This window comes from Dorea sp. AGR2135 (assembly GCF_000420885.1).
In the GTDB taxonomy this organism is placed as follows: domain Bacteria; phylum Bacillota; class Clostridia; order Lachnospirales; family Lachnospiraceae; genus Dorea; species Dorea formicigenerans.
In genome coordinates this window covers 1-14,731 of record NZ_ATVU01000026.1, presented here as the reverse complement: position 1 = coordinate 14,731, position 14,731 = coordinate 1, and the positions used below count along the sequence as shown (strand labels likewise).

13 protein-coding genes are annotated in these 14,731 nt (G+C 40.1%); all 13 read right to left on the bottom strand.

What is annotated here, in order from left to right; translation table 11 throughout:
* Positions 1-2: 2 nt before the first annotated feature.
* The 13 genes from G593_RS0114220 to G593_RS0114160 all read right to left on the bottom strand — a co-directional run bounded on the left by G593_RS0114220 (position 3) and on the right by G593_RS0114160 (position 14,296).
* On the bottom strand, positions 3-1,457 hold the full coding sequence (locus G593_RS0114220) for a citrate/2-methylcitrate synthase (RefSeq protein WP_044994556.1): 1,455 nt from the start codon (positions 1,455-1,457) through the stop codon (positions 3-5).
* Between the two features lie 159 nt (positions 1,458-1,616).
* Positions 1,617-2,579: a C39 family peptidase gene (locus G593_RS0114215; protein WP_022278638.1), complete on the bottom strand. Its 963-nt coding sequence runs from the start codon at positions 2,577-2,579 to the stop codon at positions 1,617-1,619.
* Between the two features lie 358 nt (positions 2,580-2,937).
* Positions 2,938-4,755 (bottom strand): ABC transporter ATP-binding protein, encoded by a 1,818-nt coding sequence (locus tag G593_RS0114210; protein WP_029732128.1) that lies wholly within the window; start codon positions 4,753-4,755, stop codon positions 2,938-2,940.
* A 1-nt stretch (position 4,756) separates the two neighbouring features.
* Complete coding sequence (locus G593_RS0114205) at positions 4,757-6,988, bottom strand: ABC transporter ATP-binding protein (RefSeq protein WP_029732127.1); 2,232 nt, start codon at positions 6,986-6,988, stop codon at positions 4,757-4,759.
* Between the two features lie 55 nt (positions 6,989-7,043).
* Entirely contained in the window at positions 7,044-7,550 is a 507-nt protein-coding gene (locus G593_RS0114200) for a MarR family winged helix-turn-helix transcriptional regulator (protein ID WP_005340748.1), read from the bottom strand.
* A 326-nt stretch (positions 7,551-7,876) separates the two neighbouring features.
* Positions 7,877-8,323 carry a D-aminoacyl-tRNA deacylase gene (gene dtd, locus G593_RS0114195; RefSeq protein WP_005340750.1) on the bottom strand — a complete coding sequence of 149 codons (447 nt, stop codon included), beginning with the start codon at positions 8,321-8,323 and terminating at the stop codon, positions 7,877-7,879.
* Between the two features lie 36 nt (positions 8,324-8,359).
* Positions 8,360-9,253, bottom strand: coding sequence for a DMT family transporter (locus tag G593_RS0114190; RefSeq protein ID WP_029732125.1), 894 nt, complete (start codon positions 9,251-9,253; stop codon positions 8,360-8,362).
* A 678-nt stretch (positions 9,254-9,931) separates the two neighbouring features.
* On the bottom strand, positions 9,932-10,576 hold the full coding sequence (locus tag G593_RS0114185; protein ID WP_029732124.1) for a lysoplasmalogenase: 645 nt from the start codon (positions 10,574-10,576) through the stop codon (positions 9,932-9,934).
* Entirely contained in the window at positions 10,573-11,109 is a 537-nt protein-coding gene (locus tag G593_RS0114180) for a hypothetical protein (RefSeq protein WP_005335465.1), read from the bottom strand. Before G593_RS0114180 ends, G593_RS0114185 begins: the two co-directional genes overlap by 4 nt.
* Positions 11,110-11,305: 196 nt before the next feature.
* Complete coding sequence (locus tag G593_RS0114175) at positions 11,306-13,198, bottom strand: fructose-bisphosphatase class III (RefSeq protein ID WP_005340755.1); 1,893 nt, start codon at positions 13,196-13,198, stop codon at positions 11,306-11,308.
* Between the two features lie 184 nt (positions 13,199-13,382).
* Positions 13,383-13,607, bottom strand: coding sequence for a hypothetical protein (locus G593_RS0114170; RefSeq protein ID WP_242827103.1), 225 nt, complete (start codon positions 13,605-13,607; stop codon positions 13,383-13,385).
* A complete protein-coding gene (locus G593_RS0114165) occupies positions 13,607-13,768 on the bottom strand; it encodes a hypothetical protein (RefSeq protein WP_242827102.1) in 162 nt (53 codons plus the stop codon). The genes G593_RS0114170 and G593_RS0114165 overlap by 1 nt, the downstream gene beginning before the upstream one ends.
* A 78-nt stretch (positions 13,769-13,846) precedes the next feature.
* Entirely contained in the window at positions 13,847-14,296 is a 450-nt protein-coding gene (locus tag G593_RS0114160) for a MarR family winged helix-turn-helix transcriptional regulator (protein ID WP_029732121.1), read from the bottom strand.
* Between the last annotated feature and the right edge of the window lie 435 nt (positions 14,297-14,731).

The following is a 14,731-nucleotide window of genomic DNA, read 5'->3' as shown; positions in this document are numbered from 1 at the left end:
TTTTATTTTTTCCCTTTTTCTTCTTTCTTGCACTTTTCCGGCTCTTCTTTTACATCTTCATCTGTAATCTTCTCTGCGCTGCGCTCTTCCATTGTCTCAAATTCTGTATGATGTCCCACATATTTGTAAGCCGGACGGATAATTTTGTTCGCATTTGTCAACTCTTCCAGTCGGTGTGCGCTCCATCCCGGCATTCTGGCAATTGCAAAGATTGGCGTAAAGAGTTCTTGTGGAATACCAAGCATAGAATACACAAATCCACTGTAAAAGTCTACATTTGCGCAGACATTTTTCTGAAGATTTCTCTGCTCTTTGATCATCTTACCTGCAAGACTCTCTACCAGCTCATAGAGAGCAAACTCTTTCATCCGTCCTTTTTCTTCTGCAAGAGCTTTGGCAAATCTCTTCAAGATTACCTCTCTTGGATCAGACAATGTATAAACCGCATGTCCCATACCATAGATCAATCCAGAATGGTCAAATGCTTCTTTATTCAAAATCTTGTGTAAATAAGCACCCACTTCTTCTTCATTTCCCCAGTTTTTCACATGAGCTTTAATATCATCAAACATATTCTGAACTTTCAGATTCGCACCACCATGTCTAGGTCCTTTCAGAGAACCGATAGAAGCTGCTACTGAAGAGTAAGTATCTGTTCCTGAAGATGTTACTACATGCGTTGTAAACGTGGAATTGTTACCACCGCCATGCTCTGCGTGAAGTACAAGCGCAATATCCAGTACCTTTGCCTCAAGTTCTGTATATTCTCCCTTTGGTCTGAGCATCAGAAGGATATTCTCTGCCAGTGATAATCCCTTCTCCGGGTTACGGATAAAGAGCATCTCATCTTTACGAAAATGTCTATATGAATGATAAGAATATACGGCAATAAGTGGCAGTTTTGCAATCAGCTCAAGTGCCTGACGAAGTACATTTTCCGGAGAAATATCGTCCGGATTCTCATCATAAGAATACAGTGTCAATACACAACGCTGCATCGCATTCATAATATTCTCATTAGAAGCTTTCATGACAACATCACGGACAAATCGTCCGGACAGCTCCTGTAATTCAAACATTACATCCAGGAAATGTTCCAGTTCTGTCTTATTTGGTAAATGTCCGAACATCAACAGATATACAGTCTCCTCAAATCCAAATTTTCTGTCTTTCAGACTGTCTACAATATCATTAACATCAATTCCCTGATAATAAAGACGCCCCTCTGCCGGAATATTACGTCCGTTGATCAGATTATATCCTGTTACATCTGAAACTTCAGTCAGTCCTGTCAGGACTCCTTTTCCAGCTGAATCACGCAGTCCACGCTTTACATCATATTCTACATAAAGATTGGGATCAATTCTATGGTTATTACGAAGGGCTTTGCAAAGCTCCTTAAATTCTCCTTTTAAATCTTTATCTTCTTCTAATTTCATGACCTCATTATTACTCATTCCAGGGTCCCTCCTTGCGCCCTCCCGTATCTTTGGGATGTCTTTTTATATTGTGTTATTGTATACATTTAAACAATTGTAACCCATTTTCTAAAAAAATACAACCTCTACTTTTATTTAGAGGCTGTATTTTTATGAATTTTTATGAATTTTTATGAATTATTTTGAATATACCCAAACTGCTTTGATCTGAGAACTGATCTGGGAATAATTCCAGCTTTTCTTGGAATTTTCAAGGCTGAATGGATCACAAATCGTGACATTTCCATTATTATAAGATGTCAATATGATAAAATGTCCGATATCTGTAAAGTCTCCCGGACGCATACTGCAGATGACCGGGTGCCCTGCCTCCAGTTCTTTTGCAATCTCGCTCTCATTCCCATTACTCTCACGGCACGTCAGTCCCCAATGTTCCACGCCTGATGTCATAAATGCCCAGGTCGTATCATTATTCTCATCTACATAATGGTTCTGTGTTGCGTAATCAGCAACTACTGAAGGAGTCACTGTCTTATCTCCGGTAAGCCCTACGACCAGCATAGAAACACAAGTTGGACCGCAGCCGCTTACTGCAATAATACTCGTTCCGTATGGAGAATATCCCCATCTTTCATCCCATTGGAGGATCTCCGGAAACATACCGGAATAGCCATCTTCTGCTTCCACAGTTGCAGCCGGTGCCTGATCTTTCTTCTTTCCATAATCTTCCACAAACTGTACCGTCTCCGGATTCTTATCCAGAAGTTCAATGACCTTCTCCGGATATCCTGCCGTAACTGCTTCCTGTCTTACCCTTGCAATTCGCTCCTCTGTCGTCTCTGTCTTCTTAGTCGTATCTGATGTATCCTTATCATCTGTCTTCTCTTTCACAGCTTCACTGTTCGCCTGTACCCCATTCTCAACCGATGTCTTTGCTGCATCCGCTTTTCTGCCGGTCTGAGATGTCTTTGCCTGTATATCAGCCTTTCTTGCCATATTATCAGACTTTAATGTCCATGTTGCACAACCGATGATAACAACAACGACTGCCACTCCTGTAAAGAATAACTGTCTGATAACTTGCTGACGTCTTTTCGTATATTTTTTTCGTTTTTTATATTCTGGTTTTTCTTCTAACATTTCTCTTTAGCTCCTTACGAATTTACATTATACTATAGAATCCGTCCTTCGCACAACCATAGAAATCTTATAAAATACTTAATTTAGATGATGCCAGGGTCAAAAGGTCTTTCATCCACATGAGCTTGCTCATAAGTGGATGAAAGACCTTGGGATCCGTCCCAATATGAGCCTAAAAGTGGGATGACAATCCCACGATATGCGAATAATTGGGAGGATTGTGGGAGTGCAAAGCACGGAACAATCCGTAGGTATCATAGTTGGGGGCTTTTGACCCCAACATCTTTAAATGAAGCCAGGAAACTGCCCTTAATCTGACAGCCTTCCCGGCTCCACATTCATGTTTCAAAATTCCTTTTTAAGCAGTCTGTTCAAACTGTGAATTATACAGATCCGCATAGAATCCATTTTTCGCAAGTAGTTCTTCATGTCTGCCCATCTCCACGATATCTCCCTCTTTCATGACCAGGATCAGATCTGCGTCACGAATCGTAGACAGACGGTGCGCGATAATAAAGCTTGTGCGCCCTTTCATCAGGTTATCCATTGCTTTCTGAATACGCACCTCAGTACGTGTATCGACCGAACTTGTAGCCTCATCTAAAATCAAAATCTTCGGATCTGCAAGAATCGCTCTTGCAATCGTCAGAAGCTGTTTCTGTCCCTGGGATACGTTGCTTGCCTCTTCATTCAGTTCCATACCATATCCACCTGGCAGAGTCTGGATAAACCGGTGTGCATAAGCTGCATCCGCTGCTTTCACCACATCTTCATGTGTAGCATCCAGTTTGCCATAACGGATATTGTCTTCAATACTTCCTTTGAACAGCCATGTATCCTGAAGTACCATACCAAACATACGACGCAGTTCTCCTCTGTCAAACTCGCGGATATCATGTCCATCTACCTTGATGGAACCACCTGACACATCATAAAAACGCATCAGTAATTTTACCATCGTTGTCTTGCCGGCTCCGGTCGGTCCTACAATTGCAATTTTCTGTCCAGGTTCTACTTTTACACTGAAATCATGAATAATTGTATGCTCCGGATTGTAGCCAAAATGAACATGCTCAAATTCTACAGCTCCTTCTGGATTCTTTAATACAACCGGATTTTCTGGTGCTGCCTCTTCTTCCGGCTCTTCTAAGAACTCAAACACTCTCTCAGAAGCGGCTGCTGTAGACTGGAGCATATTTGCCACCTGTGCCACCTGCTGGATCGGCTGTGTAAAATTTCTCACATACTGGATAAATGACTGGATATCTCCGACTTCAATCGTCTTCTTAATTGCCAGATAACCACCAAGAATTACAACTGCAACATAGCCCAGGTTTCCAACGAACTGCATGATCGGCATCATCATTCCGGATAAGAACTGTGATTTCCATGCAGAACGATACAGTCTGTCATTATCTCTGTCAAATTCATCTATGACATCGTCTTCTTTATTAAATGCCTTTACAATATTATGTCCGCCATAGACCTCTTCTACCTGTCCATTGACATATCCAAGATACTCCTGCTGTTCCTTGAAATATCTCTGGGAACGCTTCACGATCATTCCGATCAGCTCCATGGAAAGTGGAAGGATTAAAATTGCGATCACTGTCATAAGCGGACTGATGCTGAGCATCATGACCAGTACTCCAATGATTGTCGCAACAGAAGTAATGACCTGTGTCGCACTTTGGTTCAGACTCTGACTTAAAGTATCCACATCATTTGTAATCCGTGAAAGAATCTCACCATGTGTCATCTTGTCAAAATATCCCATCGGAAGTCTGTCAATCTTTTCCGAAATCTCTTTTCTCATTCTGTAAGTCAGTTTCTGGGAAACTCCTGTCATAATGTATCCCTGGATAAATGAGAACAATGCACTGCACATATACAGGCACATCAGTCCGATGAGAATCTTTTCGATCTTATCAAAATCAATTCCACTTCCACCGGAAACTTTACTTATCAGTCCATGAAATAGTTCTGTTGTTGCTTTTCCAAGGATCTTCGGTCCTGCAATATTAAATATAGTACTTCCTATTGCAAATATCACTACAAGGAGAAGACCTATCTTATACTGTGTAAGATATCCCATAAGCTTCTTCATGGTACCTTTAAAATCTTTGGCTTTTTCGGTGCTCATACCGTGTCTGCCACCCATACGTCCTCTTGGCATATTAGTCTTCCTCCTTCATTGCTTCTTTTAATTCACTCTCCGACAACTGGGACGCTGCAATCTGATAGTAGGCATCACAAGTTTTCAGAAGCTCTTCATGCGTTCCTTTTCCAACGATCTTACCGTCATCCAAAACAATGATCTGCTCTGCATGAAGAATTGTACTGATTCTTTGGGCCACAATCAGAACGACACTGTCTGTTGTCTTTTCTTTTAATGCGCTTCTTAGAACGGTATCTGTCTTGTAATCCAGTGCAGAAAAGCTGTCATCAAAAATGTATACATCCGGGTGTTTTGCTATGGCTCTCGCGATGGAAAGTCTTTGCTTTTGTCCACCGGAAACATTGGCACCTCCCTGTGAGATCGGGCTCTTGTAGCGTTCCGGCTTCGTGTCGATAAATTCGACAGCCTGTGCAATCTGAGCCGCCTCTGTCATCTCCTGCTCACTTCCAGCCGGATTACCGAACATAATATTAGAAGCAATACTTCCTGAGAACAGCACTCCTTTCTGTGGAACATATCCCAGTTTATCACGAAGTTCATGCTGTGTCAGATCTCTTACATCCTGTCCGTCAATCGTAATCCTTCCTTCTGTCACATCATAGAATCGCGGAATCAGGTTGACCAGTGTAGATTTACCACATCCGGTGCTTCCGATAAATGCTGTCGTTTCTCCCGGTTTTGCGGTAAATGTAATGTCATGCAGTACATCTTCTTCTGCTCCCGGATAGTGGAAGGATACATGTTCAAATGCAACTTCGCCTTTGCCGTTTTTAGGAAGTGTCTTTGGCTCCTTTGGATCATGGATTTTTGTCTCGCTCTTCAAGACTTTATCCACACGCTCCGCTGAAACTGCTGCTCTTGGAAGCATAACCGAAATCATACAAATCATAAGGAATGACATAATAATTTGCATTGCATACTGGATAAATGCCATCATATCTCCGACCTGCATTGCTCCGTCATTAATACTGTGTCCACCGACCCACACAATCAGAACGGTAATCCCATTCATCACAAGCATCATAGTCGGCATCATAAATGTCATGGCACGGTTGACAAATAAGTTCAGTTTTGTCAGATCTTTATTTGCCTTGTCAAAACGTTCTTCCTCATGTTTCTCTGTATGGAACGCACGGATAACCGGAAGTCCGGTCAGAATCTCTCGACTGACCAGATTCAGTTTATCTACCATGTTCTGTACGATTTTGAATTTCGGCATAACTACAATGAAAAGCACTGCCACAACCATAACAATAAGCAGCACTGCCAGGCCTATGATCCAGAACATATTCACATTTGTCTTAGATACTTTCAAAATTCCTCCGATTGCCATGATCGGCGCATACAGCACCATACGAAGAATCATGACTGTCAGTAGCTGAATCTGCTGAATATCATTGGTACTTCTTGTAATTAATGATGCGGTCGAGAATTTGTCAAACTCTGCGTTAGAAAATCCAATGACTTTGCGGAAGGTATCACGTCTGAGTCCACGTCCGACCTTAGCTCCAACTCTTGACGCCATAAGACAGGCCAGAATACTTGCTGCCATGCCAAGTGCTGCAAGTCCCAGCATCTTTGCACCTGTTTTTAAAATATACACCGTACTCATATGTCCGGTATCCAGACCAATCTGTTCGTACGTGGATTTCACATAAGAAATTGCTGCCTGATCCAGAATCGAATCCGGCATCTTATCCATCTGCTCCGTAATCTTATCAACAATTGCTGCTCTCTGCGTATCATCCATCATGCCAAATATGTCAAACACAGACATCTTCTCGATTCCCGGCACCTGGCTCATCTGCTCTTTTAACTGCCCTTCCATCTGCTTTGTTGTATCACTGCCATTCTCAAATCCGGCAGTCAGCATCATCGGAAGTTTCATCTCTTCTGTAAGTGCATCAAGCTTTTCATTATCTGATTTCACTGAATCTTTCAGTGTCAGCACTTCTCCATCGTAATCAAAGCTTTCACTACTTTTTTCATATGCATCCTGAATATCCTGCCTGTCGTCCTCCGGCACAAACAATAGCAGCCGGTTCATTTCTTCTTCAGAAATATTCTCCGGAATTTCCTCATCGATACCGCTCTGCTGAATTCCTACATTTACAATATTCGAAGTATAGGTCGGCAGAGACAGATCACAGTAAGCCTGCACGACAAGGACACATAATATCAGAAGTACCCGTGGTGCATATGGCTTTAAAAACTGAAATAATTTTCTCATAAGCTGTCTTATCCTTTCTCGTTATTACTATAATAAATGAAATTTTTCTTTTCTATTAAATCGATTTTTCCGGCATTTTCGGCGGTCTGGTCTTCTCCATGATCTCACACATATCCATTCCTTGAAACTCTTTGTACCTGAGCACATTTTCTCTCATTTTTAAAAGCGTCTCCTTCATTTCCTGCCGTTCTTCTGCAGAAATACCTTCATACAGCCTTTTCTCCAGATTTCGCATCATATGCTGAAGTCCATTCAGACACTCAATTCCCTGATCAGATATTCGAATCCTCGTAATCCGCTGGTCTTTCTCATCCTGCTCCCGCAGAACATACCCTTGTTTTTCCATTTTTTTCAGCGCCGCTGTCATAGACGGTGGCGTCACTCCCATGCGCTTAGCAAGCTCTTTTTGGGATAATCCACCTTCACTTCGCAACACAACCAATATTCCTGCCTGATTTGGTTTTAATCCGCAGGATTCCATCTCTTTCAAAGTCTGATATTTAGCAAGATGCGCCACCTGCTGAATCAGCATAAATCCAGATTCCATCCATTTATCATTCACAGTTTTCTCACCTCCCAATTCAAAGTTCTTTTTATCTCTGACCAGAATCACGCACCAAGTCTCACGGACGTTCGACTTGAATTGTTTTGAACTTATTTTGTAAAATCAATTCATCATTTAATAATTAGACGGCTAATTATTAAATGCCTAACGGTTAGAATAATCACTTTGAATGTAAATGTCAATAGGGTTTATTATTTTTTTATAATTATCCATGATGGAATCTTATCCAGGATTCATCTATATATGCAATAACAGGACCGGAACACAATACATAATTACAAATGTACTGCGTCCCGGCCCTGTTGCCATTCAAGGATTAAATCTTATAAAGTTTCAGAATCTAACACGATTGTAAATGGTCCGTCATTAATAAGACTGACTTTCATATCCGCTCCGAATCTTCCTCTTTCTACAACCTCTACCTGTTCCTTGCATTTTTCAATAATGTATTCATACATTTCCGAGGCCATATCCGGTGCTCCGGCTTCGATGAAGCTTGGCCGGTTTCCTCTCTTGCAGTTTGCATATAATGTAAACTGAGAGATGAGAAGAAGTTCTCCTCCTACTGCATCCAGTGACAGATTGGTTTTTCCCTGTTCATCTTCAAAAATACGAAGTCCTAACATCTTCTTTACCATCTTGTCAGCCACTTCTTTTGTATCATCATTGCTGACTCCGATCAAAACCATAAATCCTTTCCCAATTTTCCCAAGGCTCTCTCCATCTACCTTTACTTCACTTTCTAACACTCTCTGAATTACAAATCTCATTTTCTCTCTCCTGTCTTTTGTATTTACATAATCCTTTTATGCCTGCCCATTTTTTAATTTTTCTCTCTTGTCCGGAAGCTGTGCAAGTATAATTGCCACAAACATCAACACACAGCCTATTCCTTCTCTCGCTGACAGTGTTTCTCCTAATATTATCCAGCCGGAAAGTACAGAAAAACAAGATTCCATACTTAAAAGCAGCGATGCGATTGCCGGATTCGCATGCTTCTGTCCGAGGATTTGTAATGTATATGCCACCCCACAGGACATGACTCCCGCATATAAAATCGGCATCCGGGCATCTAATATATTTCCAATTTGCGGCGTTTCTGTCAGGAACATAAACGGCAGTGATGCAATTCCACACACAAAGAACTGGATACATGACATTTTCACACCATCTACTTTTGGTGAATAATAATCAATCACCAGAATATGTACTGCAAAAACCAATGCACAGGCAAAAATCATAATGTCGCCCTTGCCAATTGAAAATCCTTCTTTAATACATAAGAAATACAGACCTATCAGTGCCAGAAATACTGACATCCACACTTTCCAACCTGCTGCTTTCTTTAGAAATATCCCAAGAACCGGAACAAACACAATATAAAATGCGGTAATAAATCCCGCCTTTCCTGCTGTTGTGTACTGAATCCCCATCTGTTGGAGGCTGCTTGCTGCAAATAAAAGCAGACCACAGGCAATTCCTCCCTGAATCAGATCTTTTCTTGTTCCGTCCACTTCCGGCTTCCCATTCATCTTTTCCAACAACCAGATACACGGCAAAAGCGTCACTCCTCCAATAAAGCTTCGCACTCCGTTAAATGTAAATGGTTCAAGAAAGTCCATTCCTACGCTTTGTGCAACAAATGCGGTTCCCCAAATCAGAGAAGTCAGTAACAACATAACTGCATTCTTTGGTTTCATCTCTCTTCCTCCTTGCGCAATTCAAATTATTATAGCATATTTTCTATAAATATTGCATAAATTCTTCTATTGACCTTTTCGTATTTTATTTATCTCTTCAATAATAACCTCGACATTCTTGTTTCAATGTCTTATTCCCATTATTCAAGTCGAACGTCCGTGAGACTTGGCGCGTGATTCTGGTCAGAGAAGCTGACATATTCCTATCAGAATCACTGCGCATCCTCGCGGAGCGTTTATCTTAGTCGGAGACCTAACTCCCACTGAGACAAATTTGCTATTACTCACCACCTGAAGAGGTTGGAGTCTTCTCGACTGAGATAAAATCTATTTTTTCAATCTGAATTTCACTATTATCTGACATTTCGATTTTATTTTTATTATTTTCATTTTTTATATTGACATTTTCATTATTGAGTGATATATTATAGTCAAACAAAAGAAGAAATTAAAAATAAAAAGACTAGAAATCCGAAAGGAGGACAAACCACCAGGAACATAAAAGAAATACCCCATAATAAAAAGAAAGGACGGGTTATCAACCGAAAGGTATAGTCCAATGTACTCAGAAGAGATAAATTAAGAGCGCTTCATCAAAACAAAAAATTGATGAAGCGCTCTTAATAATTTATATCATCCTAATTATTCAAAAATTCTCCAACATTGTTACTGCAAGGATTAGCGCATATAGACTGACATCCCCATCATATAAACTGCACCATAATACAATATGAGTAACACAGCACCCATCAGAAGGCTCTGCTTTTTCTCAATAGTTCTTACTGCAATCAAGCTATCTGATATAAGAAATGCACAGGCGCCTGCTGCCAGAAAATATCTGCTTCTTCCTGGTACAATAACCGCTGCACTAACTGCCATAGATACCATAGAACTTAAGACCGCTGCATAGAGAAGTACAGGAATCTTTAATTTCCCAAGTTTCGGCAATCCTTTATGAAAAATCATAAGAAACACGCCGTAGATTCCAAGTATTCCCAGAATACTGCCAATTTGAATCCCTTCTATCCTGTAAATTCCTGCAATAAAACAAAAATGTGCAATACCAAATGTAACGACTCCCCATAAAAATTCCAATTCTAAAAGCACATCTGCAAGCACGCAGAACAAAAGGCCGACAAATATCATCCAGTCTGAAAATCCCTGTTTTCCCGCTGCCAGACCGCTTCCACAATTCCAGACCGCCATACAGGTTGCTGACGCTTTAAATCCTAAAGAACCCTTCGGGCAGCGATCCCGAAGGGCACCATATAAAGTTCCAAATACTATCATAAGTAGCAGCGTTGCTGCTATCTGATGTATCATGCGTTTGCCTGCCCGTCGTTTAGTCCGAGCATCTTTTCAAATTCCTTCTTCAGAAAATCACAGGTCGGTTTGTTCCACTGTGTCCCTTCCAGTCCATTTTCTGATTTTATGATCTGCAAAGCCAGAAGCAATGCATCTACTGCTTCTTCATGCTCCAGATTATGCAGATTTGACACAACATATTCTTTTGCCTGACGCGGTGATATCCCTGCTTTTTTTGCAAGTGCCCGGCAAAAAGTCTCGAACCCAATTTCAGTCTCTCCACTCATCCAGATCATATCATCGAACTGTTCATATTTTTTTACATATTCATTTATAATCTCTTTGGCTTCCTCATCCAGATCATATCCGTATCTCTCAGCTATCTCTTCCAATTCTTTCCAATAAGAAACATCTACAGCCGAATAATTCATGCTGATTCTAAGACAGCCTCCGGTCTTATGGATCTCAGTCTGAAAATCCTCTTCCCAAGTCGGACATACCAGCATCTTAACGCCGTTCACAATACCGCCCTGTATAATCTTTTCTTTCATTACTCCACTCCGCCTCCATTCTCAAATCTTCATGGGACTCTGCTGTTATATTTCACCGTTCTGGCGAATTCAAGAATACCTCTACATTCTGTTTCTTATTCTATCTCACGCCAACTACTTTTGTCAAATCATGACTTACAATAAGATACTGTCCTCTATATTTTTAATCTATATTTCCAATCTGTGTTTCAACTCTCTATACATCAAAATCTCCACTTCGGTAAGCACGCAGTAACATCTTTAATCCTTCAATATCTTCTTTGATTTTCTTACCATTGTCCGTATTGCGCACCATCAGTCGTTCACTCTCTGTCTCCACCAGTTCTGATTTGGATTCGATATCCTTATTCTCTGTCAAAGCCGCATAGACACTCTGGAATGGCTGATGTGATTTGATTCGGATTCCATGAGAATTAAATATCAATGTATACCCTGCTATTCCAGTCGTCTTATGATAACTCTTACAGAAGCCTCCATCAATGACAAGCAGTTTCCCATTGGCCCGTACCGGATGTTCTCCCTTTGATGTTCTGACTGGCGTATGTCCATTGATAATATGAGAGCTCTCGGAATACAATCCAAATTCATGAAGAATCATATTGCAGACTTTCTCCTCATGATAGAATTTATAATATGGATTTGATTGTTCAACCCACGTATTTTCATCCAGTACATAAGTCCGCTCAAATGTCTTAATATTTCTTCCGGAAAGAGGGGATTTTCTTCCACACCAGAGATACCACATAAAATCACGGTCTTTTTGTCTGGCATCTTTTGACCACGCCCGTCTGGCAATTCTCTCCGCGTAATCCAGATACTCTCTTCCATGATATCTCTTCTTGCCAAATGCAACGCCTTCCAGATTACCACTTTCATCTAATGGCACACAGCCATGATAGAGCAGATTCCCATTAAAAATGCGATACATACTTCCCCTCTGATACAGAAATTCAATATGCTGTCTGAGACGTATACTGTTCACAAATGCCATACGAAGCCCTTCCATCACCTGTTCTTCTTCCTCAGACAACTGATAAACATCTTCTATATCGCCCGAATCAAAATTCACTGTCGGAAATGCCTCTTCTTTAATTGCATGTTCAGTTCCATCAATTTCTACTGTCTGCTTTTCCACATTTACTTTGTGAAGAAGCAGTTTGTCTGTCATATTGTAATCCGGATTTCTTAAGATTACCTGTCCTTCCAACTTAAAAAGCATGACAGAAATCGCTTTTAATGCAGCTTTCATTGGTTCCTCGCTCGGATATATCTTTTCTGCAAAAAGAGCCAGATTCCGCAGACTGATTCCATAACTATTCTCAAGAATCTTCGTATTATTATATTTCAGGTTATTTCGGACAACCGTTGCAATGCATGCCTTGCTTCCCGCTGCCGCTCCCATCCAGAGAATATCATGGTTCCCCCACTCAATATCCAGGGAGTGATATTGCATCAGAAGATCCATAATCCGGTCTGCACATGCACCACGATCAAATATATCTCCCACAATATGTAAATGATCCACTGCAAGACGTTTGATCAGCCCTGCCAGCACTTCAATAAATTCATCTGCATTGTCAAGTTCCAGAAGCGTATCTAGAATATTTCTGTGATAAACTACCTGATTATCATCTTCATCTTTCTGTACATGAATCAGCTCATCTAAAATATATGCATACTCTTTCGGCATTGCCTTACGAACTTTAGAACGTGTGTATTTTGAAGAAAGAAGCCGTGCGATATCAATCAGTTTTCCAAGTGTTGCACGATACCACTCCTCATTATTCTTTCCTTCTTTGCGCACAAGTTCCAGCTTCTCCACCGGATAATAGATCAATGTACAGATTTCCTCGCGGTCAAAATCAGAAAGTGTCTCACCGAACAGCAGGTCTACTTTTTCTCGGATAACACCGGAACAGTTATTTAAAATATGGCAGAACGCTTCATATTCGCCATGAAGATCGCTCATAAAATGTTCTGTTCCTTTTGGCAGGCTTAATATTGCCGTCAGGTTGATAATTTCCCTGCTGACAGCCTGTTCTGTCGGATATTTCTCCGCTAATAATTCCAGATATCTATCGTCATTCATAAAATTGTTGTCCTTCCATATTATCTCAATTATTGCTTTCCCGCTTCTGTTACAAGTATACATTTTTTTCCACACCAGTGCAACTATACTCCCAAAAAGAGAGTCGGTTTCCCGGCTCTCCTAAATCCACAATCAAGTAACTTGCTCCCACCTGTAGAGGAAGAGGCATTCTTGCTATATTTTGTTAAAATAAAAGCTGAAGTCCCATTGCAATAATCCACATATATGCACAAGTCTTTGGAATCATTAATAATCCAATCTTTGGTTTTGTTTTACAAAATAAAGTTACCGGAAGATAACAGCCAAAAGAAATAACGATAGCTGCAACCAGATCAAAAAGCAAATACGCTGCATCAAATATTGCTTCCATCACATCTGGCATCTGTGGTTTGCAACTGTTCTCTTTCATTATAAATCCTGCTCCTTTTCAATTAATTGATTGTAAAACATATAATTTTTTGTAAAAATAACTCCTGCCAGTGCCAAAGCTAAGCCCAGACCGGAATAAAAAAATGCGATAAATATACCAGCTGCCCGGAATCCGATTCCGCCACTCATTATACATGTCATAATTAAATATGCTTTCCAATCAAAGAAATGCCAAAATGGCCGGTAATCAACAGTAATTGTTTTTTCTTTACACAAAACTTAGTTTTCATTTGCCTTCTCCTTATACTCCCTTAAACATTTTTCTGCATTATTACAGATTTTATCAAATACCTTCATACACATATGCTTCTCTTCATCTGTCATTCCACTTAAAACATTTTTCGCAAACTCTTTTTGTGCATTTAATCCTGCTTCCACAATTAGCTCTGCCTTATCCAGCAAAAAAATCTCAATATGCTTTTTATTCTCTTTACTTTGTTTCCTTTCAACAAGCCCTTTGTTTTCCAAGGTTTTCAACGAAGTGGACACATGCGATTTTGTTGATTTTCTAATCTTTACAATTTCTGCTGCAGTATTATTCTGCGGATTATTATGCAAGAACATAAGTATGTCATATTCCATCTGTGTTAACTCATACCGGTCACATACCGCACCTGAAAGCAACTCGTAATAACTTATTATTGTTTTATGCTTATCCCAAAAATACATTTCCTCCTCCTTATCGTTCTTTTTAGAACAATTGTGGAGTGATATTTATTATTTGTCAACTATTTTTATAAAGTTAGAAAAACCAAAAACATTTCAATCAGTTCTTCATGCCACTTTCATTTTGTGCTATAATTCTTAAGCGAAGTATCACATTTTTAGCAGACATAAAAAGAGCAGTTTTCAAAAATGTGGAACTGCTCTAAATGTGATTCTTCATAATTGTACCAATTCGCGGACGTTTTTCTGAGAAGTATATGGGGATTGTATCTTTCAAATCTTCTCAAAAAGCAATGAAAACAAGTGTTTTGTAATTGAAAACAAGTGTGTTAAATAAACACTTTTTGTTTCAAGGCATGCCGACAAGACCTTCCATAGGGAGGCCTGATGAAACATATGGAACAAAAACAAGGTTAACTACGATAAGCATACGACTTT

Excerpts from the sequence above, each read along its gene's own strand:
- G593_RS0114220 (WP_044994556.1), bottom strand. The coding sequence starts at position 1,457 with ATGAGTAATAATGAGGTCATGAAATTAGAAGAAGATAAAGATTTAAAA.
- G593_RS0114215 (WP_022278638.1), bottom strand. The coding sequence starts at position 2,579 with ATGTTAGAAGAAAAACCAGAATATAAAAAACGAAAAAAATATACGAAA.
- G593_RS0114210 (WP_029732128.1), bottom strand. The coding sequence starts at position 4,755 with ATGCCAAGAGGACGTATGGGTGGCAGACACGGTATGAGCACCGAAAAA.
- G593_RS0114205 (WP_029732127.1), bottom strand. The coding sequence starts at position 6,988 with ATGAGAAAATTATTTCAGTTTTTAAAGCCATATGCACCACGGGTACTT.
- dtd (WP_005340750.1), bottom strand. The coding sequence starts at position 8,323 with ATGAGATTTGTAATTCAGAGAGTGTTAGAAAGTGAAGTAAAGGTAGAT.
- G593_RS0114190 (WP_029732125.1), bottom strand. The coding sequence starts at position 9,253 with ATGAAACCAAAGAATGCAGTTATGTTGTTACTGACTTCTCTGATTTGG.
- G593_RS0114185 (WP_029732124.1), bottom strand. The coding sequence starts at position 10,576 with ATGATACATCAGATAGCAGCAACGCTGCTACTTATGATAGTATTTGGA.
- G593_RS0114180 (WP_005335465.1), bottom strand. The coding sequence starts at position 11,109 with ATGAAAGAAAAGATTATACAGGGCGGTATTGTGAACGGCGTTAAGATG.
- G593_RS0114175 (WP_005340755.1), bottom strand. The coding sequence starts at position 13,198 with ATGAATGACGATAGATATCTGGAATTATTAGCGGAGAAATATCCGACA.
- G593_RS0114170 (WP_242827103.1), bottom strand. The coding sequence starts at position 13,607 with ATGAAAGAGAACAGTTGCAAACCACAGATGCCAGATGTGATGGAAGCA.
- G593_RS0114165 (WP_242827102.1), bottom strand. The coding sequence starts at position 13,768 with ATGACATGTATAATGAGTGGCGGAATCGGATTCCGGGCAGCTGGTATA.
- G593_RS0114160 (WP_029732121.1), bottom strand. The coding sequence starts at position 14,296 with ATGTATTTTTGGGATAAGCATAAAACAATAATAAGTTATTACGAGTTG.